The following is a 19940-nucleotide window of genomic DNA, read 5'->3' as shown; positions in this document are numbered from 1 at the left end:
CGATAAGCCGGTCCTCGGTCGCTGCTACCGCTGCGCTCAGCTCGGGCAGTCTTGCTCGCCATTGTCCAGGCCCTGCTTGTAGCTCTGGCTGTGCAGGCTGGCCTTGCCGTTGTGCCAGGTCAGGGTCAGCACGTACAGCGAGTCGAAGTCGCTGGAGGCCCAATCCTCAGTGATCGGGCGCTTCTCGCCCACCGCCTCTTCGGCGACCTTGTTGATCAGCTCCGGCAGATAGCCGTGGGACCAGGCGGTGTAGATGATCGAGTTGTGGTAGCGGTCATGCAGCAGCTCATCCGCCAGGTCGCTGGTGTCGTTGGCGGCGAAATCGATGTTCACCGGCAGGCCGAGCTTGATGGCGCTGGGGCTGATGGTCATCAAGGGGCGGATGTAGCTGTAGGAGTTGTCCAGCTCGCCTTCCTCGACATTGCGTGTCGGGTCGGCGGCGAACACGTACTGCGCCTTACCGAACTTTTCCGGTAGCAGCGAGGCCAGGTCGATGGCCCGGTTCAGCCCCTGGCAGTTGAGCTGGCCCAGGCCGCCGGCGGGTTTCTCGGCATGGCGCAGGAACACCAGGGTCTGAGTGCCGTCCGCCGGTTGTGCACGACTGACGCTGGACTCCAGGGACAGGCACAGGGCGCTACCCAGCAACAAGGTCGGTAGCAGCAGGTAGGCGCGGTTCTTGAAGCGGCGGAGCAGGGGCATGGCGGGATTCTTCAGCGCAAGGGGTGGAGGCTGACAAACCTGTGTATTCCCTGTCATCACGGCCGGTGAAGGCAGTGCTTCTGAGTCCCTGGACGGCGTTTGGTTCGATGAGGCGTCAGACTAACCGCGGTATGTTGCCGATTTAAGAAAACCCGGCGGATAATCGCCGACCGTTGCCTTGTGTGGCGCCCCCCTTTGACTGTCATTGGAAGCCTGTCATGACCGATCTTTCCGCTTTTGCCGTTACCCAGAAATGGCCTGCGCAGTTTCCCGAATGGATTCAACTGTATTCCCTGCCGACTCCCAACGGGGTCAAGGTCTCGATCATGCTCGAAGAGATCGGCCTGCCTTATGAAGCGCACCGGGTCAGCTTCGAGACCCAGGATCAGATGACCCCTGAGTTCCTCAGCGTCAGCCCGAACAACAAGATCCCGGCGATTCTCGATCCCCATGGTCCTGGCGATCAGCCTTTGGCGTTGTTCGAATCGGGGGCGATCCTGATCTACCTGGCGGACAAGAGCGGGCAACTGCTGGCTCAGGAATCGGCGGCCCGTTATGAAACTATCCAGTGGTTGATGTTCCAGATGGGGGGCATCGGGCCGATGTTCGGGCAGGTGGGGTTCTTCAACAAATTTGCCGGCAAGGAATACGAGGACAAGCGGCCGCTGGAGCGTTACGTGAACGAGGCCAAGCGTTTGCTGGGGGTGCTGGACAAACACCTGCAGGGGCGGGAGTGGATCATGGGCGAGCGCTATACCATTGCCGATATTGCGACCTTTCCGTGGATTCGGAATTTGATCGGGTTTTATGAGGCGGGTGAGTTGGTGGGGATTGATAGCTTCCCTGAGGTGCAGCGGGTGCTGGCGAAATTCCTCGCGCGGCCGGCGGTGGTGAGGGGGTTGGAGATTCCCAAGGTTGTTTGAGGTGTTTTTTTAGGGGGGAGGGGACATATCCAGTGTTGTGGTGATGGCGGTTTCGCCCTTACGGCGATGGGGGGCGGGGTGCATATCCGTTGCTGCGGTTATGGCCGCTGGTGGTTTCGCCCTTACGGCGATGGGGGGGGTACATATCCGTTGCTGCGGTTATGGCCACTTAGGGTTTCGCCCTTACGGCGACTCACTTTTTTCAAACGCCAAAAAAGTAAGCAAAAACGCTTGCCCCTCCATGGGCCCCTCGCTGGGGCTCGGGGTGCCCTCTCTCCGGCATTGCTCCGGGGGCCCGCCGCCAACCGGCCATCCATGGCCGGGTGGCGGCTAGCTCGGCATCCTTGCCGAGCTGCCCCCTACGCAACGCCTACGCTCGGCCGGCTGGGAAGGGGCCTGAAGATCAAGATCAAGATCAAGGTCAAGAGCAAGATCAAAAGCCAGAGCCAAGCGCGTTTTACGCGCTGTCCGTAGGAGCCGGCTTGCCGGCGAAGAGGCCCGCAAGTCATGCAGCGCCTGGGCTGGCGCCTTCGCTGGCAAGCCAGCTCCTACAGAAACGCACCCACCCTTAGCTTCAGGCCGGCCGCAAGGCCGCCGTCGCGCTTTTGATTTTGATTTTGATCTGAGCGCCCCGTTAACCACGATGGCCGAACGCAGGCATTGAGCCGTGGGTAACCCGGCAGGACGCCGGGTTAGCCGCCACCCGGCCAGGGATGGCCGGTGGCGGCGGCCCACGGATCAATGCCGGAGTGAGGGCATGCCGAGCCTAGGCGAGGCACCGAGTGGAGGGGCAAGAGCCTTTGGTTACTTTGGGCTCTTTCCAAAGTGACTCGCCGTAAGGGCGAAACCCTAAGTGGCCGTTACCGCAGGAATGGATATGTACCCAAACCCCGCTCGCCAGCAGCCACACCCGCAGGAATGGATATGTCCCCACCCCCCGAACCCGAAGCAGCCCCACCCGCAGCACCGGATATATACCCCACCCCGAACCCATTACAATCACCAACCGCCCCCTCACAGGCCCCCCCAATGCCCGCCCTGAACTTCAAACAAGTCGACGTCTTCAGCTCCACCCCGCTCAAAGGCAACCCCCTGGCCGTGGTGTTCAACGCCGACAACCTCAGCGACGAACGCATGGCCGCTTTCGCCACCTGGACCAACCTCAGCGAAACCACCTTCCTCCTCAAACCCCGCAACCCGCGGGCCGACTATCGCCTGCGGATCTTCACCACCACTCAAGAGCTGCCTTTCGCCGGTCACCCGACCCTGGGCAGTTGCCACGCCTGGCTGGAATCCGGCGGCGTGCCTCAGGGCGAGGAGATCATCCAGGAGTGTGAAGTCGGTCTGGTGCGCATTCGCCGTCAGGACCATCAGCTGGCGTTTCTCGCGCCGCCGCTGCTCAAGTCCGGCCCGGTGGAGCCCGAGGTGCTGGAGCAGGTGCGCCAGGGGCTGGGCTTGGCGCTCGGGGACATCGTGCAGGCGCAGTGGGTCGACAACGGCGCCGGCTGGCTGGCGGTGATGCTCGCCGAACGCCAGCAGGTGCTGGACCTGCAACCCGACTACCCGGCGCTGATCGGTCTGGCGGTTGGGGTGATCGCGCCTTGTGATCCCCAGCGTGATGACAGCGACGCACAGTTCGAGGTCCGGGCCTTTATCGCCGGCGATGGCATGCCCGAGGACCCGGCCACCGGCAGCCTCAACGCCGGTATCGCCCAGTGGCTGCTGGGCGCCGGGCTGGCACCGTCGCGCTATTGGGTCAGCCAGGGCCTGAGCATGGGCCGCGCCGGCAGGATCGAGGTGCAGCAGTTGGGCGACGAAGTGTGGATCGGTGGGGCAGCGGTCACCTGTATCGAAGGCAAGCTGTACATCTGAACCGCGAGGCGGCGGGGTCGCTCGATTGCGGCGGATGGTCGCAGGCCGCTCCCGGCAATGTGCGCAGAGTGCCGGGATATGGGGCTTTGCCTGGATTGTTACCGAATAGACAAGGCTCTCTTGGGCGCCGCGGGTTTGTACCACGGCGGCTGCGGGCATAAGCTTTCAGCCTTTTTTCGCCATCGCTTGTGTTGTCCCGCGCTCAGCCTTAGGAAAAATCATGTCCAGTCAGTTCCCAGAAGCCCGTCCCCGTCGCCTGCGTCGCTCCGAACAACTGCGCAGCCTGTTCCAGGAAACCGAATTCACCCTCAATGACTTGGTGCTGCCGATTTTCGTCGAGGAGGAAATCGACGATTTCGTGCCGATCAAGAGCATGCCCGGGGTGATGCGCATTCCGGAGTCCAGGCTGGCCGGGGAGATCGAGCGTTATGCCCGCGCCGGGATCAAGTCGGTGATGACCTTCGGCGTGTCTCACCACCTGGATTGCGATGGCAGCGATACCTGGAAGGAAAACGGCTTGGTGTCGCGCATGTCGCGTATCGCCAAGGACGCGGTGCCGGAGATGATCGTCATGTCCGATACCTGTTTCTGCGAATACACCGATCACGGCCACTGCGGCGTGATGCACGGTCATGAAGTGGACAATGACCAGACCCTGGCCAACCTCGGCAAGCAGGCCGTGGCCGCGGCCCGGGCCGGTGCCGACGTGATTGCGCCGTCGGCAGCCATGGACGGTCAGGTCCAGGCCATTCGCCGGGCCCTGGACGCTGCCGGTTTCACCCAGACGCCGATCATGGCCTATTCCACCAAGTTCGCTTCGGCGCTCTACGGTCCGTTCCGCGAGGCCGGTGGCAGCGCGCTCAAGGGTGATCGCAAGAGCTACCAGATGAACCCCATGAACCGTCGCGAGGCGGTACGTGAATCCCTGCTGGACGAGCAGGAAGGCGCCGATTCGCTGATGGTCAAACCCGCTGGAGCCTACCTCGACATCATCCGCGATATCCGCGAGGCCTCGCGCCTGCCGGTGGCGGCGTATCAGGTCAGCGGCGAGTACGCGATGATCAAGTTCGGCGCCCAGGCCGGGGCCATCGACGAGCAACGGGTGGTGCGCGAAAGCCTCGGTTCGATCAAGCGCGCCGGTGCCGACCTGATCTTCACCTACTTCGCCATGGACCTGGCCCTGGCCGGGATCTGATACCGGGCCACGGCCCTGCGCGATTCCACGGACGCCCTGGCGGCGTTCGTGGCTATTGCCAAGACTTCCACCTCTACATGACAATGCGATTCATTATCAAATATGAATCCTTATTGTCATGCCCGCCGACGACTTATCCCTGCGCTGTGCCGTCACCGATCTGTACACCCATCACCATGGCTGGCTGCAGGGTTGGCTGCGCAGGCGCCTGGGCAACACCTTCGATGCCGCCGACCTGGCCCAGGACACCTTCGTACGGGTGCTCAAAGCGCGCAATGCCTTGGAGATCCGCGAGCCGCGGCCCTACCTGTCGCGCATCGCCAATGGCCTGCTGATCGACCTGTTTCGCCGCCGCTCCCTGGAGCAGGCGTACCTGGAGGCCCTGGCCCTGGTGCCCGAGGGCGAGCATCCGTCGCCGGAGGAGCAGAACCTGATGCTTCAGGCACTGTTGGAAGTCGACCGTCTGCTGGACGGCCTGGGGGCCAGGGTCAAGCAGGCTTTCCTGCTGTCCCAGTGCGATGGCCTGACCTACGAGCAGATCGCCGAACGCCTGCAGATCTCGGTGCGCAGCGTCAATAACTACATGGCCAAGGCCATGGAGCATTGCTGCCTGATGCAGATGCGGATGCAACTCTCATGAGCTTCGCCAGCCTGCAACTGAGCGTGGGCGAGCGCCAGGCCATCAGCGGTGCGGCGCGCTGGTATGCGCAGTTGCGCTCCGGCACTGCCAGCGAACAGGAACAGGCGGCCTGGCGTGAATGGCTGGCCGCCGACCCGTTGCATCGCCAGGCCTGGGAACGCATGCAGCAACTGGGCGAGCAGATGTCGGCCCTGCCTGGCGGCCTGGCTGGCTCCACCTTGCGTGGGGCCGGGCGTTCGCGCCGCGAGCTGATGCGCAACCTGATGGTGCTGGCCTCGGCCGGCTCCCTCGGCTGGCTGGGCTGGCGCAGCGACAGTGCCCAGCAACTGCTGGCGGACTATCGGACCCAGGTCGGCGAGCGCCGTGAGGTGCGTCTGGCGGACGGCAGTGCATTGCTGCTCAATACCGACACCTCGGTGAATGTCGCTTTCGACGGTCAGCAGCGTCGACTGCAGTTGCTCTGGGGCGAGATGCTGGTGAGCACTGGCGTTGATGCGCTGCACAGGCCATTGCGGGTCATTACGCGCCACGGCGAGGTCCAGGCCCTGGGGTCGCGTTTCGTGTTGCGCAGCGACGAGCGCGAGGATCAGCTGGCGGTGCTGGAGCATGACGTGCAGGTCAGCCTGGGCAACGGGGCGCTGGTGCGCCGGGTCGAAGCCGGGCAGCAACTGGCCTTCAACACCCGGAGTTTCGCCGCGCTGCGGCCCAACGACGCTGCAGTAGGCGCCTGGCGCCAGGGCAGCATCATCGCCCTCGACCGACCCTTGGGCGAGCTGCTGGCGGACCTGTCGCGCTACCGCCGCGGCGTGGTGCAGTGCGATCCGCAGATTGCCGGGCTGAAAATCTCCGGGTCCTTTCCCATCGATGACACCGACCGCGCCCTGGCGGCGCTTGAGAGCGGTTTCTCGCTGCAGATCGAGCGCTACACCCGCTACTGGGTGCGGGTGTCCCACCGCCGCGTCGGCTGAAACGGCGCGGCTGAAAATAATTTTTCCGGTCTTTGCACTTTTGCCCATCCTGGTCCGGCTCATCCCCCAGTGGATTCATTTTCGAGAGCGGGGAAGGCAAAGCATGTCTGAAGTTCACAAGTCGAAGTTGGCCCAGGCCATCAAGATCGGGCTCTGGGGAGCACTGGCCGTGTATGGCGCAGCGCTGCTGCCGTTGACCGCGGTGGCGGCCAGCGAACAGACGGCGGTGCGCCGCTTCGATATCGCGGCGGGGGACCTCACCGAGGTCCTGAGCCGTTACGCCAGCGCCGCCGGGGCGGCGATCTCCTTCGATGCGCGACAGACAGCCGGCTTGCGTTCGGCGGGGCTCCAGGGGGATTACGGGGTGCAGGAAGGCTTTGCCCGGATCCTGGCCGGCAGCGGCTGGCAGGCCGAGCCGCAGAGCAACGGCAGCTATGTGCTGCGTCCCGCGCCCAAGGGCAATGGCACCCTGGAGTTGGGCACCACTCAGGTCCAGGGCCAGGAACTGGGGGCCACCACCGAGTATTCCGGTTCCTACACCACCGGTGCCGTGACCATCGGCAAGGGCCAGCACTCGCTGAAGGAAACCCCGCAGTCGGTGACCGTGATCACCCGCAAGATGCTCGATGACCAGAACCTCAACACCATCGACCAGGTGATGGAAAAGACCCCGGGCATCACCCTCTACGACTCGCCCATGGGCGGCAAGTATTTCTACTCCCGGGGCTTTCGCATGACCGGCCAGTACCAGTACGACGGCGTGCCGTTGGACATGGGCAGCAGCTACTTGCAGGCCGACAGCTTCAGCAGCGACATGGCCTTCTACGACCGGGTGGAGATCCTGCGCGGCGCTGCCGGCATGCTCAAGGGCGCAGGCGGTACCGCCGGTTCGGTGAACTTCGTGCGCAAGCGTGGCCAGGCCACGCCCCACACCGAGCTGAGCCTGTCGGCCGGCAGCTGGGACAACTACCGGGCCCAGGTGGACACCGGCGGGCCGTTGAACGACGCCGGGACCATCCGCGGCCGGGCGGTGGTGAGCCAACAGACCCGGCAGTACTTCTATGATCTGGGGGATCGCAAGGACCAGGTCTACTACGGCGCCCTGGACTTCGACCTCAGTGACGACACCACCCTGGGCCTGGGCATGGCCTATGAAGACGTCGACTCACGTCCTTGCTGGGGCGGCCTGCCGCGCTACAGCGATGGCAGCGACCTCAAGCTCGGCCGCTCCACCTGCCTGAACACTGCCTGGAACAATTCGCGCAGCAAGCGCGCGACCTATTTCGCCGACCTCAAGCAGCAGCTCAACGACGATTGGGCACTGAAGGTGGCCGGGGTCTACACCCGCAACACCCAGGACATCGAGTACGCCTTCCCCAGCGGTTCGGTGCCGGTGGGCGCCGGTCGCTCCAGCACCCTGATGCTGGGCAGCACCTATGACTACGACCAGGTGGACTACGGCTTCGATGCCTATGTCGACGGGCACTTCCAGGCCTTTGGCCAGGAGCACGAACTGACCTTCGGCGCCAACGCCAGCCGTTCGATCAAGGACGACTTCTATGCTGTGGCCGGCTTGCCGCAGCGGCAGAACGTGTTGGACCCCGATCACCACCTGCCCAAGCCCGATGACAGCTACTACGAAAGCAATTCCACCCGGGGCGGCCCCACTGATCTGCGGATCCAGCAGCAAGGGCTGTATTCCACTCTGCGCCTGAAGCTCGCCGACCCGCTGACTCTGGTCATGGGCAGCCGGGTCAGTTGGTACAAGTCGCAGAACGATTCCGTGGCCTACTGGCGCGATACCCGCACGCCCAGCAGTGCCCGTTCCAAGGAAACCGGCGAGGTCACGCCGTTCGCCGGGGTGCTGTACGACCTCAACGACAACCTCACGGCCTATGCCAGCTACTCCAGCATCTTCACCCCCCAGGGCAGCTATCGGACCCTGGATGGCGCCTCCCTCAAGCCGCTGGTGGGCAAGAGCTATGAGCTGGGGATCAAGGGCGAGTGGTTCGACGGCCGCCTGAACAGCGCCTTCAGTCTGTTCCGCACCATTCAGGAGGATGCGCAGCAGGACGACCCGGCCTGCCCGGACAGCACCTGCTCGCTGAACTCGGGCAAGGTCCGCGCTCAGGGCTTTGAAGCGGAACTCAGCGGTGAGGTGATCGAGCGCCTGCAACTGCTGGCCGGCTACACCTACACCCAGACCAAGACCCTGGAGGACGCCAACAGCGCCAACAACGGCTTGCCGTTCACCACCTACGTGCCGCGCCACCTGCTGCGGGTCTGGGGCGACTATCAGCTGGGAGGTGCGCTGGAGCGCTTCAATGTGGGTGCTGGGGTCAATGCGCAAAGCGATAACTACCGAGTCTCGCCCATCAGCGGCAATCACGTGCGCCAGGCCGGTTATGCGATCTGGAACGGCCGGATCGGCTATCGCATCGACGACACCTGGTCCCTGGCGCTGAACGGCAACAACCTGCTGGACAAGCGCTACTACACCACCATCGGCACCGAAGGCTTCGGCAACTTCTATGGTGATCCGCGCAACTTCACCCTGTCGGTCAAGGCCAACTTCTGAGGTCGGGTTGACGGTCGCGCCGGTGTTGGCTGTGCAGGGACCGGGCGCGGCCGCTTCAGGCCGTGGGCGGGTGGGCGTCGAGCAGGGCCATGAAGCGTTGCAATTGCGGCGACGGGTTGTCCCGGTGCCAGTTCATGTAGAGCCCGATGCTCGGCCTGGATTGCGTGCCGACGGCGCGTAGCGGGCGGTAGGCGACGCTGCCTTGCAGCGCCGTGTCGGCCATCGATTGCGGTACCAGGGCCACGCCGAAACCGCAGGCCACCAGACCCAGTAGGGTGTGGATGCGCTCCGCTTCTTGGGCCACCTTCGGGGTGAAGCCGGCTGCCGTGCACAGCGCCATCAGCTGGTTGTGGTAACCGCTGCCCAGGGCCTGGGGGGTGAACACGAAATCTTCAGTGGCCAGGTCCTGCAGGTCCACCTCGGATGCTCGGGCCTGGGGGTGGTCGTGGGGCAGGGCGATGACGATCGGTTCATCGAGGATCAGCCGCGAGACAATCTGCCCGGCGGGTAGCGGCAGGTCGCGCATGAAGGCGAGGTCGGTGTCGTCGTTGAGCAGGGCCTTTAGCTGCCCGGCCGATGGCATTTCCCGCAACGCCAGGCGCACCCCAGGCAGGGTCTGGCGAAAGCGTCGCAGGCTGGCGAGCAGCAGCGGGTAGCCGGCCAGTGACAGGCTGCTGATACGCAGGGTGCCGGCCAGCCCCTGGGCGACATCGCGCGCCTGTTGGATGCCTTGCTCCAGGGTTTCCAGGGTGCGTTGGGCGCTGTGCAGGAAGTCCGCCCCGGCCGGGGTCAGGGTTACGCCACGACGATTGCGCAGCAGCAGGCTGAAGCCGAGTTTTTCCTCCAGGCGGGCGATGGCCTGGCTCAGGGGCGGCTGGGCCATGTGCAGGCGTGCGGCGGCCTTGTGAAAGTGCAGCTCCTGGGCGACGACGATGAACTGGCGCAACAGGCGCGTCTCGATCATGGCGAATGCTCCTTGCTTGGGGGGAACCGCTGGGACTGTAAACCTGGAGGTCCATGGTTTCACAGGTTTTTCTTTGATATTCAGAACCTCTCACAGGGGCTGTAATTTAGTATTAAGTCGTTGATTTTCATGCTGTTACTCTGAGATTGAAGCGGCCCGAGGTTCAAACAGGAGGAAAAGCGATGGATTTCAGCGGCAGGACGGCCATTGTCACCGGTGCCGGGCGTGGCCTGGGCCTGAGTTATGCCAGGGCCCTGGCCAGCCGTGGCGCCCAGGTGGTGATCAGTGATTGCGGGAGCGACGGCACGGGCCTGGGGATGGATGAAAGCGTCGCCCATGAGGCGGTGCGGGTCTTGCGGGCCAGCGGCGCCAGGGCGGTGGCCGACACCAGTGACCTGAGCACCGAAGCCGGGTGCCGGGGGCTGGTGCAGTGCGCCGTGGCGGCCTTTGGCGGCCTGGATATCCTGATTCACAATGCCGGCTGGGTCGGCTACCAGGCGCTGGAGGAGCTCGACGCCGAGTTTCTCCAGCGCATGCTGGGGATCAATCTGCATGCGCCGATCTGGCTGGCCAAGCACGCCTGGCCCTTTCTCCGGCAATCCACGGCACCCCGGCTGTTGCTGACCACTTCCGACCGCGCCCTGTATGCGGAATATGCACAGCCCGGGCTGTTGGCCTATTGCGCGGGCAAGATGGCCCAGGTGGGCATCATGAATGCGCTGAGCCAGGAAGGCGCGGATTACGGGATTCGGGTCAACGCGGTGTCGCCGGTGGCCAAGACCCGCATGTGGGGCGTCAGCGACGAGCCGCTCGAACTCAAGCCGGACTGGGTGACGCCGGGGGTGATGTTTCTGGTCAGCGAGGGGTGCCAGGACAGCGGCTATATCCTGCGGGCCAGCAACGGCCAGTTCAGCGCCTGGCGCCCGCAAGAGGCGCCCGGGGTGGATTATCCCCGGGACCTGAAGCGGGTGCGGGCGGCCACGCCGGAGCAGTTCGCCCAGCGCTGGACGCAGATCAGGCTGCCTTTCACCGGGGCTTGAGAGGCGCTGTGCCGCTCTGCGGGGAGAGCTCGCGCTCGCGGAAGTAGCGCTCCAGTAGCCGCGGGTCGCCAGAGCGGTCCGCCAGGGCCACGTAGGTATCCGGGCGCAGCAGGTAGAAGGCATTGCGCGCCAGCCCTGCTGCTGCATGGGCCGGGCGCCAGTCGAAAATCCGCAAAGGCACCCGGTGCGCGCTGCACCAGTCCCGCAGGGCATCGCTGGTGGTGCCATAGACATGCACCTGCCAGCCCAGGTATTCCAGGCTGTCGAAGTTGTCATGCTCGCCGTCCCTGACCCAGGGCAGGCGATCGCCACCGTGCACCGGGCCGACGCCGCCGGCACTCAGGGGCATGCCCCGATAGTTCAGGGTGATCTGCGACACGGTGCGAAAGAGAAATTCCCGGGCACTGTCGAAGGCGGCGATCTTCGGCAGCAGCAAGGGTGCCAGGCGGGTGCGCACCAGATAGGCGATCGGGCCGTCGGCGGTAGCGAAGCTGAACACCCGGTCGGTGGTGGCCACCAGGCGCCGGGCGAATTCCATGCGTTCTATCTCGTAGCTGTCCAGCAGGCTTTCGGCGCTGTTGCCCTTGAGTACCGTCGCCAGCTTCCAGGCCAGGTTGATGGCGTCGCCGATCCCGGTGTTCATGCCCTGGCCACCGGCGGGGCTATGGACGTGGGCGGCGTCCCCCAGGAGAAACACCCGCCCCAGGCGAAACTGCTCGGCCACCCGGTGATGCACCTTGTAGGTGGAGAACCAGTTGACTCGGGTGACGTTGACCTTGAGCTGATGCATGGCGCGCTGGCTGACGTCTTCGAAACGCAGGTTTTCCGGGTGCTCGGCGCGCTCGTCACGCACGGTGCCGATCAGTCGTGCACGGCCGCTGTGAGCCAGGGGAAACACTGCGAGAAAGTCGGCGTCGTCCAGGTCCACGTGCAATTGGCCGTCGATGCTCGGGCCGTCGGCCTCGACATCGGCGACGTAGAACACCTGCTGGTAGGTGCCGCCGGGAAAGCCGCTGCCCAGGGTCTTGCGCACCGTGGAGCGGGCACCGTCGCAGCCGGCCAGATAGAAGGCCTGGCAGTGTTCCTCGCGGCCGTCGGGGCCGCGCAGGCGGGCGTTGATCAGGTTGCCGTGATCGGTGAAGGCCAGCAGCTCGGTGTCGCGCTCGACGCTGACGCCCAGCAGGGCCAGGCGTTCGATCAGCAGTTGCTCGTGCTCGTCCTGGGGAAAGATCTGCAGGAAGGGGTAGGGGGTCAGGTCTTCGCCGATGGCGTTGAACGGCAGTTGCGCGGCCCGTTCGCCCTTGACCCAGAGGTTCACCGCCGGCACATGGTGGCCGCGCTCGACGATGGCCCGGGTCAGGTCCAGCTGGCGATACAGCTCAAGGGTCCGGGCCTGGACCGCCAGGGCCCGGGAGGTGGTGCCCGGCCCCAGGGTCTTGTCGATGATCCGCACCTTGATCCCCTGCTGGCGCAACCAGAGCGCCAGCACCAGGCCGGTGGGGCCGGCGCCGATGATCAGTACGTCGCTGCAGTTCATGTGTTTGCCCTCGGTAAGAGATCAACGTCATGCATCTGGCTGCGGGCGGCGCCTGCCGCGCAATCAACGCTGGGCGAAGGCCAGGTTCAGGCCCAGTCCCGCGAAGCTCGCGGCAAAGCTGCGGCGCAACCAGCTCTGGACCTTGGGCGACTCGATCACCGCGGTGCGGAACAGATTGGCCAGCAGGCCATAGAGCACGAACACGAAGAAGGTCATGGCCATGAACACGCCGCTCAGGAGCAGCATCTGCGGGATCGGGTCGCTGCCGTCATGGGCGATGAACTGGGGCAGGAAGGCCAGGAAGAAGATGGTCAGCTTGGGGTTGAGGATATTCAGCAGGCAGGCCTTGAGCATCAGCGCGCCGGCGCCGTGGCTGACCGCGTTGCTGTCCACAGCAAAGGCCGAGCGATCACGCCAAGTGGCATAGGCCAGGTACAGCAGATAGGCGACTCCGGCGAACTTCAGGCCCTGGAAGGCCAGGGCGCTGGTGTGCAGGATCGCCGACAGACCGAGGATCGAGGCCAGCAGGTGGGGGACGATCCCGGCGGTGCAGCCGATGGCGGTGAACAGGCTCGCGCGCTTGCCGGCCACCAGGGCGGTGGAAATGGTCAGAATCACGCCGCTGCCGGGAATCAGCACGACAATCAGGCTGGTGAGCAGAAAATCCAGGGTCAGCATCCGGGTATCACTCCATGGCGGGGCAAGCATCGAGCCTGATTCAGGGTTGGGTGCTCACCGAGATCGGGGTCATCAAAGTACACCTTGAGGGCGCCGATCAGTAGAGGGATTTTAGCCCGGCTTGAAGAAAGCCCAAGCCTGAGTGGAACAGCCCCGTTCATCTCCGGTCGAAAGCGGCGTGCCGATGCTTTACTGCACTTGACCCTGTCCCGCGCACTGTGGAGAACCATGACTTCCTACCGTCTTATCAGCAGTCTGCTTGGCCTGTTGCTGCTGGCCGGTTGTGCCAGCCAGCGCGGCCCCCAGGCGCCGGCGCTGACCCCGGACCAGGCTCAGGCGCGCATCCTGCGCCTGCTGCCGTCCCAGGTGAGCGACCGCCAGGGCTGGGCCCGGGATATCCAGGTGGCCTTCAGCGCCCAGGATCTTGAGCCGAGCCAGAGCAACCTGTGCGCGGTGCTGGCGGTGACCGAACAGGAGTCCACCTTCCAGGTCGATCCGACAGTGCCGGGCCTGGGGCGCATTGCCCGGGAGGAAATCGACCGCCGCGCGGCCAAGGTGCATGTGCCGGCGCTGCTGGTGAGTGCCGCCCTGCAGGTGCGCGGCGCGAACGGCCAGTCCTACAGTCAGCGTCTGGCCAAGGCTCGCAGTGAGAAGGAGCTCAGTGCGATCTTCGATGACTTCATCGGCATGGTGCCCTTGGGCAGGACCCTGTTTGGCGGCTTCAACCCGGTGCATACCGGCGGGCCGATGCAGGTCAGCATCGAGTTCGCCCAGCAACAGGCCCGGGGGTATCCGTACCCGGTGCAGGACTCGATCCGCCATGAAGTCTTCAGTCGTCGTGGCGGTATGTACTTCGGCATCGCCCACCTTTTGGGCTATCCGGTGGACTACCCGCAGCCGCTGTATCGTTTCGCCGACTTCAATGCCGGCTGGTATGCCAGCCGCAATGCGGCGTTCCAGAGTGCGGTCAGCCGGCTCAGCGGGATCAAGCTGGCCCTGGATGGCGACCTGATCCGCTATGACTCGCTCCTGCCTGGCAGCACCGAACTGGCGGTGCGCACCCTGGGCAAACAATTGGGGCTGCGCAACCCGCAGATTCGCGCCCAGCTGGAAAAGGGCGACAGCCAGGCCTTTGCCCAGACCGAGCTGTACCGCCAGGTGTTTGCCCTGGCCGATCGTGGAGCGGGCCGGCCGGTGCCTCGCCAACAGTTGCCGGGCATCGAACTCAAGAGCCCGAAGATCACCCGGCAGCTGACCACCGCCTGGTTCGCCAAGCGCGTGGACGAACGCTACCAGCGCTGCCTGCAAAAGCCGCTGTAGAACGGCTCAGGCGTTGTCGACGCGGGCTTCACGCGATGTGCGGGCTAACCAGTAGGAACTGGCATGCCAACGAAGACGCCCTTGAGAGCGCAGCAGGATTCGCTGGCCTCTTCGCCGGCCAGCCGGCTCCTACGGGGCTTTACGCGATGTGTAGGTTAACCGTAGGAGCTGGCTTGCCAGCGAAGGCGTCCTTGAGGGCGCTGCAGGACCCAGGGGCCAGTCGGTTCCTGCCCCGAATGCCGGATGATTGGGCCGCTTGTCAGACGCTTGAGCGGCGTGGCAGGATGCGCCATGAATTTTTTCCGTCTCGTCTCCCGCACTCATCACCATCGACCTCATTCCCGGGGCCGTGGTCGCTTGTGCGCGTCGAGCCGTCAGTTATCGAGAGAACGCGATCACTGACCGTCGATGAAAAAAACCAAGGCGCCCCGCAAGGCGCCTTTTTTATTGCCTGTCAAAAACCAAGAGGAAACACCCATGACCATGCTCCGTGGCACCCGCATCATCACTGGCCCGCAAGCCGCCGCCCTGCGCACTCTGGAAGGACGCTTCCGGAGCTGGCTTCATCGAAGCGGGCGCTGAAGAAGTCATAGTCCCGGCGCTGTGGGGCCAGGACACCTTTATCGAAAAGGCCGGAGGCAGCGAAGTCATCGGCCAGATGTGGGCCTTCAACGACAAGGCCGGCCGTCCGTGCTGCCTGATTCCGGAAGCCACTGCACTGTTCCAGGAAACCGCCCGCGAGCTGTTGGCGGGACGGGAGCAGGCGATCTTTTTCTACGTTGCTCGCTGTTATCGCTATGAACGGCCGCAAGCCGGGCGGTATCGAGAATTCACCCAGTTGGGTCTGGAGATATTGGGGCCCGAACCCTTGCAGGCGCTGGAGCGCGCGCGGGAACTGTGCGTCGGCTTTCTGGATGCCCTGGGCCTGGAGTACGAGCTCAACCTTGGGGTCAAGCGCGGCTTGACCTACTACCTCAATGGCGAAGGTTTCGAGGTGCGTTGCCCGCAGTTGGGCGCGCAACAGCAAGTGGTGGGTGCCGGCGCCTACCGCGAAGGTGCCGGATTCGGCATCGGCCTGGAGCGCCTGCAACTGGCGCTGCAACCCCAGCCGTAGGCGCTGGCTGGCCAGCGAAGGCGTCCTTGAGAGCGCTGCAGGATTTGCGGGCCTCTTCGCCGGCGAGCCGGCTCCTACTGGGCTTTACGCGATGTGTAGGCTAACCGTAGGAGCTGGCTGGCCAGCGAAGGCGCCCTTGAGAGCGCTGCAGAACTCAGGGGCGACGACGCACGAACTTGCGCCACAGCCAGACCCACAGCAGCGCCAGCGGGAAGGCCAGGATCAAGAAGGGCAGGGCCTGGCTGCCTTTCTCCAGGGCTGCGGCAGTGCCGTCGGCCAGGTTGTCCGGCAGGTTGCTGAAGGCGCGCTTGAGGTTCGAGCCGCGTTCGGTGCCGTTGCTGGGCAGGAAGTTCAAGGTCAGGCGGTTGGTGTCCAGGCGACGCTGTTGTCCGGCAGCCGCCTGGGCCAGCGCCTGCAGGTCGTTCTCGATTCCCGCTTGCTCCTTGCTCAGGGCGATCAGGTCGCTGACGCTGATGTCCTTGCGCGCCGCCAGTTCATCCAGGCGCTGTTGCTGGGCCTTGAGTCGCTGTTGCTGGCGTTGTACATCGGCCACGGCGTCGGCCAGGTCTTCGGCGCTGGTGATGCGCTCACCCAGTTCCGCTCCCTGTGATGCCTGCTGGACAATGGGTTCGACCCCCTCCGGAACGATTCGCAGCACCACCCGGGCGCGGTACGGGCCTTGCTCCAGGAGCAAGATGTTGCAGGTGCCGAACTGGGCTTTTTCGCAGGCTTCACGGGTTTGTGTCAGGTGCGGACCGATTTGCTCGGCAGGCAGGGACAGGGTCAGTTCGTGCTCGTAGGCCAGTAGGGCGCCGGCCTTGCCCTGGGCACCACCGAGGGCCACCGCAGAGCTGTTGTGATCACTGGGAGAGCAGGCGCTGAGGGCCAGGGCGCCCAGCAGGGCAAAGGCCAGTCGGCGTGGGATGGAAGGGTGATCGTCCTGATGTTGCATGGGGGCTCCTTGAGTACTTGAAACTGCGACTATGGCGCAGGCGCGCATCTTAGCGTCCTTCTCGGGATGGCTACGATCTTGTTGTGGTTCATGAAAGCCAAATACCGCCCAGGCACTTCGTTTCGCCAGATCGCTCGCAGCGATGCGGCCGTTCGTGATCGGGCTAGGCGCATCGTCACCCAGCCGATGAGGCTGGCCCACAACTGTCGAACACAGCCAACAAGGTCGTCATCCCTGTCTAGGGCTAGACTGCAATGGCGATCGCCTTAATAAGAAATTAATTAGCAAATTACGTATAAAAATTATTGCTACACGATAATTTAATTTGTATTGTCTGCGCCTCAATCATTCATGAGGCAAACCGATGTCCCTTAACCCTCTCGCTCAATTTAGCCAGCGTATGGCTGTTCTAACGCTGGTGTTCATTACGTGCATGCTGGTTTTCAATGCCGCGCTGTGGATCTTTCCGATACTGGGGTCAAGCGATGGATTGGGAGTCGGATTTTCACTAAGCGGAGTGATGCTCAACCAGCTTGCTGTAAAAATTGAAACGCTTGCATGGTGGCAAGTGGTAGGGGCGATTCTGGTCTCCAGTGTGCCTTTGGTCGCCTTGGCCAGTGGCTTGAATCACCTTCGTCGCCTGTTTCAGGGATATGCCCGTGGCGAGTACTTTTCCAGTAGCGCTGCGGTTCACTTGGGGAAAGTGGGGCGTGGGGTCGTGCTCTGGGTGGTTTCAGGCTTTATATGTACGCCGCTACTGAGCATTCTGGTCACCCTGCATGCGCCGCCCGGCGAGCACATTTTTACTGTCAGCTTCACGCCTGCCGATTTCGTCGCGCTTTTCCTTGCCGGATGCATTGCTGTGATCGCCCGGATTTTGCTGCGGGCGAGTGAAGTCGACTCTGAAAATCAAACTTTTGTATAAGGTCACTTCATGACAATCATTATTGAGTTGGACGTGATGCTGGCGAAACGCAAGGTGAAGTCAAAAGACCTTGCGGCAGCGATTGGCATCAACGAACAAAATCTGTCCTTGTTGAAGCAAGGCAAGGTCAAGGGGGTGCGCCTCAGTACGCTAGAAGCGATTTGTCGCCATTTGAGTTGCCAGCCTGGTGACCTGCTGGTGTATCAACCGCAACCCTACGTGTTGACCGATTCTGTTTAGCCGCCTCATTGCGAGCTGCTGGTTGGAGGGCTCTGGAGGCTGGCGTTGGTAACTACCCATCGGACTACCTTTTTCAAGGAAAACACCATGAGTGAATCGACTATCCCCCAGGGTTTCAGTCCCTTGCCTCGCAGCAGTCCGCTGCTGGAGCTGATCGGCCCGGTCTATGGTCGTGGCAGTGGCCGCGAGCTGTGCCTCGGTCTGCGTGCCGACACCCGGCATGCCAATGGCCGGGGCACGGTGCATGGCGGCATCATCGCCACCCTGGCGGACATCGGCATGGGCTACGCCATGGCGTTTTCCAGCGATCCACCGCTGCCCTTGATCACCGCCAGCATGACCCTCGACTACCTGGGGGCGGTGCAGGTAGGGGATTGGATCGAGGTGCGCCTGGAGCATGCCAAGCGCGGTCGGCAGATGGCCTTTGCCACGGTGCTGCTGCGGGTCGGCGAGCGTGAAGTGGCGCGGGCCAGCGGGGTGTTCGCGGTGCCGGCACCGCGGGATTAGTCGCCGGGGGTGATCTGCTTCCAGTCCAGGCCGAAACGCGCCAGGTATTTGCGCAGACGGTCGGCGTCGTTGGGGTTGGCCTTGCCCAGGCGTGACACGCCGAACAACCGGCGCCCGGCGTCCGACAGGCTGTCGGCGCGACGGCATTCGGCAATCACCGCCTTGAGCTGCAGGCGGTCGAACAGGTCCAGTTCCGCTGCGTCGCCCAGCAGTTCCTGCAATTGGTCCTCGGTGTTTTCCAGGCCCCAGGCGTGGCGCAGGCGCTGGATTTCCTCCTCGACCTGGGCCTGGTCGATGCGTCCGCTGTCGGCCAGGGTGGCCATGCGGGTGATGGAGGCCGACAGCTCGCGGAAGTTGCCCAGCCACGCCGCTTCGCTGGAGCTGGCAAAGGCCAGGTAGCGGCGTCGCGCTTCCAGGTTGAAGCGCACCAGTTGCCCCTGTTCCCGGGCGTGGCGCTCCAGTTCGAAATCGATGTTCGGTTCGATGTCCTCGCGGCGTCCCGCCAGCCCCGGCAGGTTGAAGGTCCAGAGGTTGATCCGCGCATACAGGTCTTCGCGGAACAGGCCCTGGGCCACTCGGCCGCGCAGGTCGCGGTGGGTGCCGGCGATGATCAGGAAGTCGCTCTCCACTTCCTGGTCCGCGCCCATGGGGAAGAAGCGTTTTTCCTCGATGGCCTTGAGCAGCATCGCCTGTTCGTCCAGTCCCAGTTCGCCAATCTCGTCAAGAAACAGCATGCCGCTGTGGGCCGCCCGCAGCAGGCCCTCCCGGGCATTCTGGGCGCCGGTGAAGGCTCCCTTGATATGGCCGAACAGTGCCGACATGGCACCGTCGCCGCGCAGGGTGGCGCAGTTGACCTCGACAAAACGCCCCTGCACCTGATGCCGTCCGCGCTTGAGTTCATAGATGCGCCGGGCCAGGAACGACTTGCCGGCACCGGTTGGGCCGATCAGCAGCATCGGCGCCTTGGAGCGCACCGCGACCCGCTCGATCTGCTCGATGGAACGGTTGAATGCCGGGTTGCGGGTGGCGATCCCGGACTTGAGGAAGGCCAGGCCTTCCAGGCGCTTGTGGGCGAAGCGTGAGGCGATGCGGTCATAGCGCGACAGGTCGAGGTCGATCAGTGCATGGGTGCCGGTGGCGTGTTCGTCGGGGTCGCGACGCCGGGCCGGCGAGGTCTGGATCAGTCGGGCGGGGAGGTAGCGCGCCTCGGTCAGCAGGAACCAGCAGATCTGCGCCACGTGGGTGCCGGTGGTGATGTGCACCAGGTAGTCCTCGCGTTCGGTGTCGAACGGGTAGGCGCTGGTGAAGTCGTGGAGGGCGCCGTACACCTCTTCGAAGTCCCAGGGATTTTTCAAGCCCATGGGGTGCAGGCGCACTTCGGTTTCCGGCGACACCTGGCGCACATCGTTGGCCACCCGTTCGGCCAGGCTGACGTCGCGGGCATCCAGGCCGTGGATCAGCTCCAGGCGATTGATCAGCACGTCCTGCTGCTGGCACAGGCCAACCGTGGGACGCCAATGGCTCCAGCGATTGGCGCCTTTGCCAACGCGGTCGAGTGTGGAACCGACAAAACCTATGGCGACCGTGGGCTTGCTCGACATGTTTATACCTGAAGATAAAAAGCGATAAGCAAAGATATAAAATTATCGAGGTGTTTGTCTTGTCGAACGCTCAGTGAAAAAGCGATTAAAAATAAAAACGTTATAAATCAGTAAGTTAAAAAATAATTTGCTGGAAAAACAAAACCTGGCACAGCGGCTGCATTGTATCTGGCAACGAACAAGACAA

18 protein-coding genes are annotated in these 19940 nt (G+C 63.8%); 12 read left to right on the top strand and 6 right to left on the bottom strand.

Features of this window, described 5'->3' with window-relative positions; all coding sequences use genetic code 11:
* Positions 1–36: 36 nt before the first annotated feature.
* Complete coding sequence (locus FW796_RS30615) at positions 37–699, bottom strand: histidine phosphatase family protein (protein ID WP_346636430.1); 663 nt, start codon at positions 697–699, stop codon at positions 37–39.
* Positions 700–917: 218 nt separating this feature from the next.
* Here FW796_RS30615 and FW796_RS30610 point away from each other — a divergent pair, with 218 nt between their 5' ends.
* The 6 genes from FW796_RS30610 to FW796_RS30585 all read left to right on the top strand — a co-directional run bounded on the left by FW796_RS30610 (position 918) and on the right by FW796_RS30585 (position 8875).
* The gene (locus tag FW796_RS30610; RefSeq protein ID WP_346636431.1) at positions 918–1622 is read left to right on the top strand and encodes a glutathione binding-like protein; all 705 of its coding nucleotides are present in this window, start codon (positions 918–920) and stop codon (positions 1620–1622) included.
* Positions 1623–2651: 1029 nt separating this feature from the next.
* The gene (locus tag FW796_RS30605; protein ID WP_446440602.1) at positions 2652–3494 is read left to right on the top strand and encodes a PhzF family phenazine biosynthesis protein; all 843 of its coding nucleotides are present in this window, start codon (positions 2652–2654) and stop codon (positions 3492–3494) included.
* Positions 3495–3714: 220 nt separating this feature from the next.
* Positions 3715–4689 (top strand): porphobilinogen synthase, encoded by a 975-nt coding sequence (gene hemB / locus FW796_RS30600; protein ID WP_346636347.1) that lies wholly within the window; start codon positions 3715–3717, stop codon positions 4687–4689.
* A 118-nt stretch (positions 4690–4807) separates the two neighbouring features.
* Positions 4808–5329, top strand: coding sequence for a sigma-70 family RNA polymerase sigma factor (locus FW796_RS30595; RefSeq protein WP_346636348.1), 522 nt, complete (start codon positions 4808–4810; stop codon positions 5327–5329).
* The gene (locus FW796_RS30590) at positions 5326–6297 is read left to right on the top strand and encodes a FecR domain-containing protein (protein ID WP_346636349.1); all 972 of its coding nucleotides are present in this window, start codon (positions 5326–5328) and stop codon (positions 6295–6297) included. The genes FW796_RS30595 and FW796_RS30590 overlap by 4 nt, the downstream gene beginning before the upstream one ends.
* Before the next feature lie 103 nt (positions 6298–6400).
* Positions 6401–8875, top strand: coding sequence for a TonB-dependent siderophore receptor (locus FW796_RS30585; protein ID WP_446440601.1), 2475 nt, complete (start codon positions 6401–6403; stop codon positions 8873–8875).
* A gap of 55 nt (positions 8876–8930) precedes the next feature.
* On the opposite strand, the gene FW796_RS30580 is transcribed toward FW796_RS30585, so the two are convergent.
* Entirely contained in the window at positions 8931–9839 is a 909-nt protein-coding gene (locus FW796_RS30580) for a LysR family transcriptional regulator (protein ID WP_404939242.1), read from the bottom strand.
* Between the two features lie 182 nt (positions 9840–10021).
* On the opposite strand from FW796_RS30580, the gene FW796_RS30575 reads away from it, so the two are divergent.
* A complete protein-coding gene (locus FW796_RS30575; protein WP_446440600.1) occupies positions 10022–10879 on the top strand; it encodes an SDR family NAD(P)-dependent oxidoreductase in 858 nt (285 codons plus the stop codon).
* Here the strand turns inward: FW796_RS30575 and FW796_RS30570 are convergent.
* Both FW796_RS30570 and FW796_RS30565 read right to left on the bottom strand, forming a co-directional pair.
* On the bottom strand, positions 10866–12416 hold the full coding sequence (locus FW796_RS30570) for an FAD-dependent oxidoreductase (RefSeq protein WP_446440599.1): 1551 nt from the start codon (positions 12414–12416) through the stop codon (positions 10866–10868). The two genes, FW796_RS30575 and FW796_RS30570, sit on opposite strands and share 14 nt — an antisense overlap.
* 63 nt (positions 12417–12479) lie before the next feature.
* Complete coding sequence (locus FW796_RS30565) at positions 12480–13094, bottom strand: LysE family translocator (protein ID WP_123725004.1); 615 nt, start codon at positions 13092–13094, stop codon at positions 12480–12482.
* Positions 13095–13322: 228 nt separating this feature from the next.
* Between FW796_RS30565 and FW796_RS30560 the strand changes: the two genes are divergently transcribed.
* Both FW796_RS30560 and FW796_RS30555 read left to right on the top strand, forming a co-directional pair.
* The gene (locus tag FW796_RS30560) at positions 13323–14414 is read left to right on the top strand and encodes a DUF1615 domain-containing protein (protein ID WP_446440598.1); all 1092 of its coding nucleotides are present in this window, start codon (positions 13323–13325) and stop codon (positions 14412–14414) included.
* Positions 14415–14904: 490 nt separating this feature from the next.
* Positions 14905–15528 (top strand): ATP phosphoribosyltransferase regulatory subunit, encoded by a 624-nt coding sequence (locus FW796_RS30555; RefSeq protein WP_446440597.1) that lies wholly within the window; start codon positions 14905–14907, stop codon positions 15526–15528.
* Positions 15529–15682: 154 nt separating this feature from the next.
* Here the strand turns inward: FW796_RS30555 and FW796_RS30550 are convergent, their stop codons facing one another.
* Positions 15683–16480, bottom strand: a complete 798-nt coding sequence (locus FW796_RS30550; protein ID WP_446440596.1) for a DUF4349 domain-containing protein — start codon at positions 16478–16480, stop codon at positions 15683–15685.
* Between the two features lie 364 nt (positions 16481–16844).
* Here FW796_RS30550 and FW796_RS30545 point away from each other — a divergent pair, with 364 nt between their 5' ends.
* The 3 genes from FW796_RS30545 to FW796_RS30535 all read left to right on the top strand — a co-directional run bounded on the left by FW796_RS30545 (position 16845) and on the right by FW796_RS30535 (position 18152).
* Complete coding sequence (locus FW796_RS30545; protein ID WP_346636358.1) at positions 16845–17405, top strand: DUF2975 domain-containing protein; 561 nt, start codon at positions 16845–16847, stop codon at positions 17403–17405.
* 9 nt (positions 17406–17414) lie between these two features.
* Positions 17415–17645 carry a helix-turn-helix domain-containing protein gene (locus tag FW796_RS30540; protein WP_123725008.1) on the top strand — a complete coding sequence of 77 codons (231 nt, stop codon included), beginning with the start codon at positions 17415–17417 and terminating at the stop codon, positions 17643–17645.
* An 87-nt stretch (positions 17646–17732) separates the two neighbouring features.
* On the top strand, positions 17733–18152 hold the full coding sequence (locus FW796_RS30535; protein WP_346636359.1) for a PaaI family thioesterase: 420 nt from the start codon (positions 17733–17735) through the stop codon (positions 18150–18152).
* Here FW796_RS30535 and rtcR read toward each other — a convergent pair.
* On the bottom strand, positions 18149–19753 hold the full coding sequence (rtcR, locus tag FW796_RS30530) for an RNA repair transcriptional activator RtcR (RefSeq protein ID WP_446440595.1): 1605 nt from the start codon (positions 19751–19753) through the stop codon (positions 18149–18151). The two genes, FW796_RS30535 and rtcR, sit on opposite strands and share 4 nt — an antisense overlap.
* Positions 19754–19940 lie beyond the last annotated feature (187 nt).

It is taken from the genome of Pseudomonas sp. 910_21 (genome assembly GCF_052850735.1).
This window is presented reverse-complemented; position numbering and strand designations above follow the sequence as displayed.

What these genes read in the sequence shown, in the direction of transcription:
- FW796_RS30615 (WP_346636430.1), bottom strand. Translation starts at nt 699, where the DNA reads ATGCCCCTGCTCCGCCGCTTCAAGAACCGCGCCTACCTGCTGCTACCG.
- FW796_RS30610 (WP_346636431.1), top strand. Translation starts at nt 918, where the DNA reads ATGACCGATCTTTCCGCTTTTGCCGTTACCCAGAAATGGCCTGCGCAG.
- FW796_RS30605 (WP_446440602.1), top strand. Translation starts at nt 2,652, where the DNA reads ATGCCCGCCCTGAACTTCAAACAAGTCGACGTCTTCAGCTCCACCCCG.
- hemB (WP_346636347.1), top strand. Translation starts at nt 3,715, where the DNA reads ATGTCCAGTCAGTTCCCAGAAGCCCGTCCCCGTCGCCTGCGTCGCTCC.
- FW796_RS30595 (WP_346636348.1), top strand. Translation starts at nt 4,808, where the DNA reads ATGCCCGCCGACGACTTATCCCTGCGCTGTGCCGTCACCGATCTGTAC.
- FW796_RS30590 (WP_346636349.1), top strand. Translation starts at nt 5,326, where the DNA reads ATGAGCTTCGCCAGCCTGCAACTGAGCGTGGGCGAGCGCCAGGCCATC.
- FW796_RS30585 (WP_446440601.1), top strand. Translation starts at nt 6,401, where the DNA reads ATGTCTGAAGTTCACAAGTCGAAGTTGGCCCAGGCCATCAAGATCGGG.
- FW796_RS30580 (WP_404939242.1), bottom strand. Translation starts at nt 9,839, where the DNA reads ATGATCGAGACGCGCCTGTTGCGCCAGTTCATCGTCGTCGCCCAGGAG.
- FW796_RS30575 (WP_446440600.1), top strand. Translation starts at nt 10,022, where the DNA reads ATGGATTTCAGCGGCAGGACGGCCATTGTCACCGGTGCCGGGCGTGGC.
- FW796_RS30570 (WP_446440599.1), bottom strand. Translation starts at nt 12,416, where the DNA reads ATGAACTGCAGCGACGTACTGATCATCGGCGCCGGCCCCACCGGCCTG.
- FW796_RS30565 (WP_123725004.1), bottom strand. Translation starts at nt 13,094, where the DNA reads ATGCTGACCCTGGATTTTCTGCTCACCAGCCTGATTGTCGTGCTGATT.
- FW796_RS30560 (WP_446440598.1), top strand. Translation starts at nt 13,323, where the DNA reads ATGACTTCCTACCGTCTTATCAGCAGTCTGCTTGGCCTGTTGCTGCTG.
- FW796_RS30550 (WP_446440596.1), bottom strand. Translation starts at nt 16,480, where the DNA reads ATGCAACATCAGGACGATCACCCTTCCATCCCACGCCGACTGGCCTTT.
- FW796_RS30545 (WP_346636358.1), top strand. Translation starts at nt 16,845, where the DNA reads ATGTCCCTTAACCCTCTCGCTCAATTTAGCCAGCGTATGGCTGTTCTA.
- FW796_RS30540 (WP_123725008.1), top strand. Translation starts at nt 17,415, where the DNA reads ATGACAATCATTATTGAGTTGGACGTGATGCTGGCGAAACGCAAGGTG.
- FW796_RS30535 (WP_346636359.1), top strand. Translation starts at nt 17,733, where the DNA reads ATGAGTGAATCGACTATCCCCCAGGGTTTCAGTCCCTTGCCTCGCAGC.
- rtcR (WP_446440595.1), bottom strand. Translation starts at nt 19,753, where the DNA reads ATGTCGAGCAAGCCCACGGTCGCCATAGGTTTTGTCGGTTCCACACTC.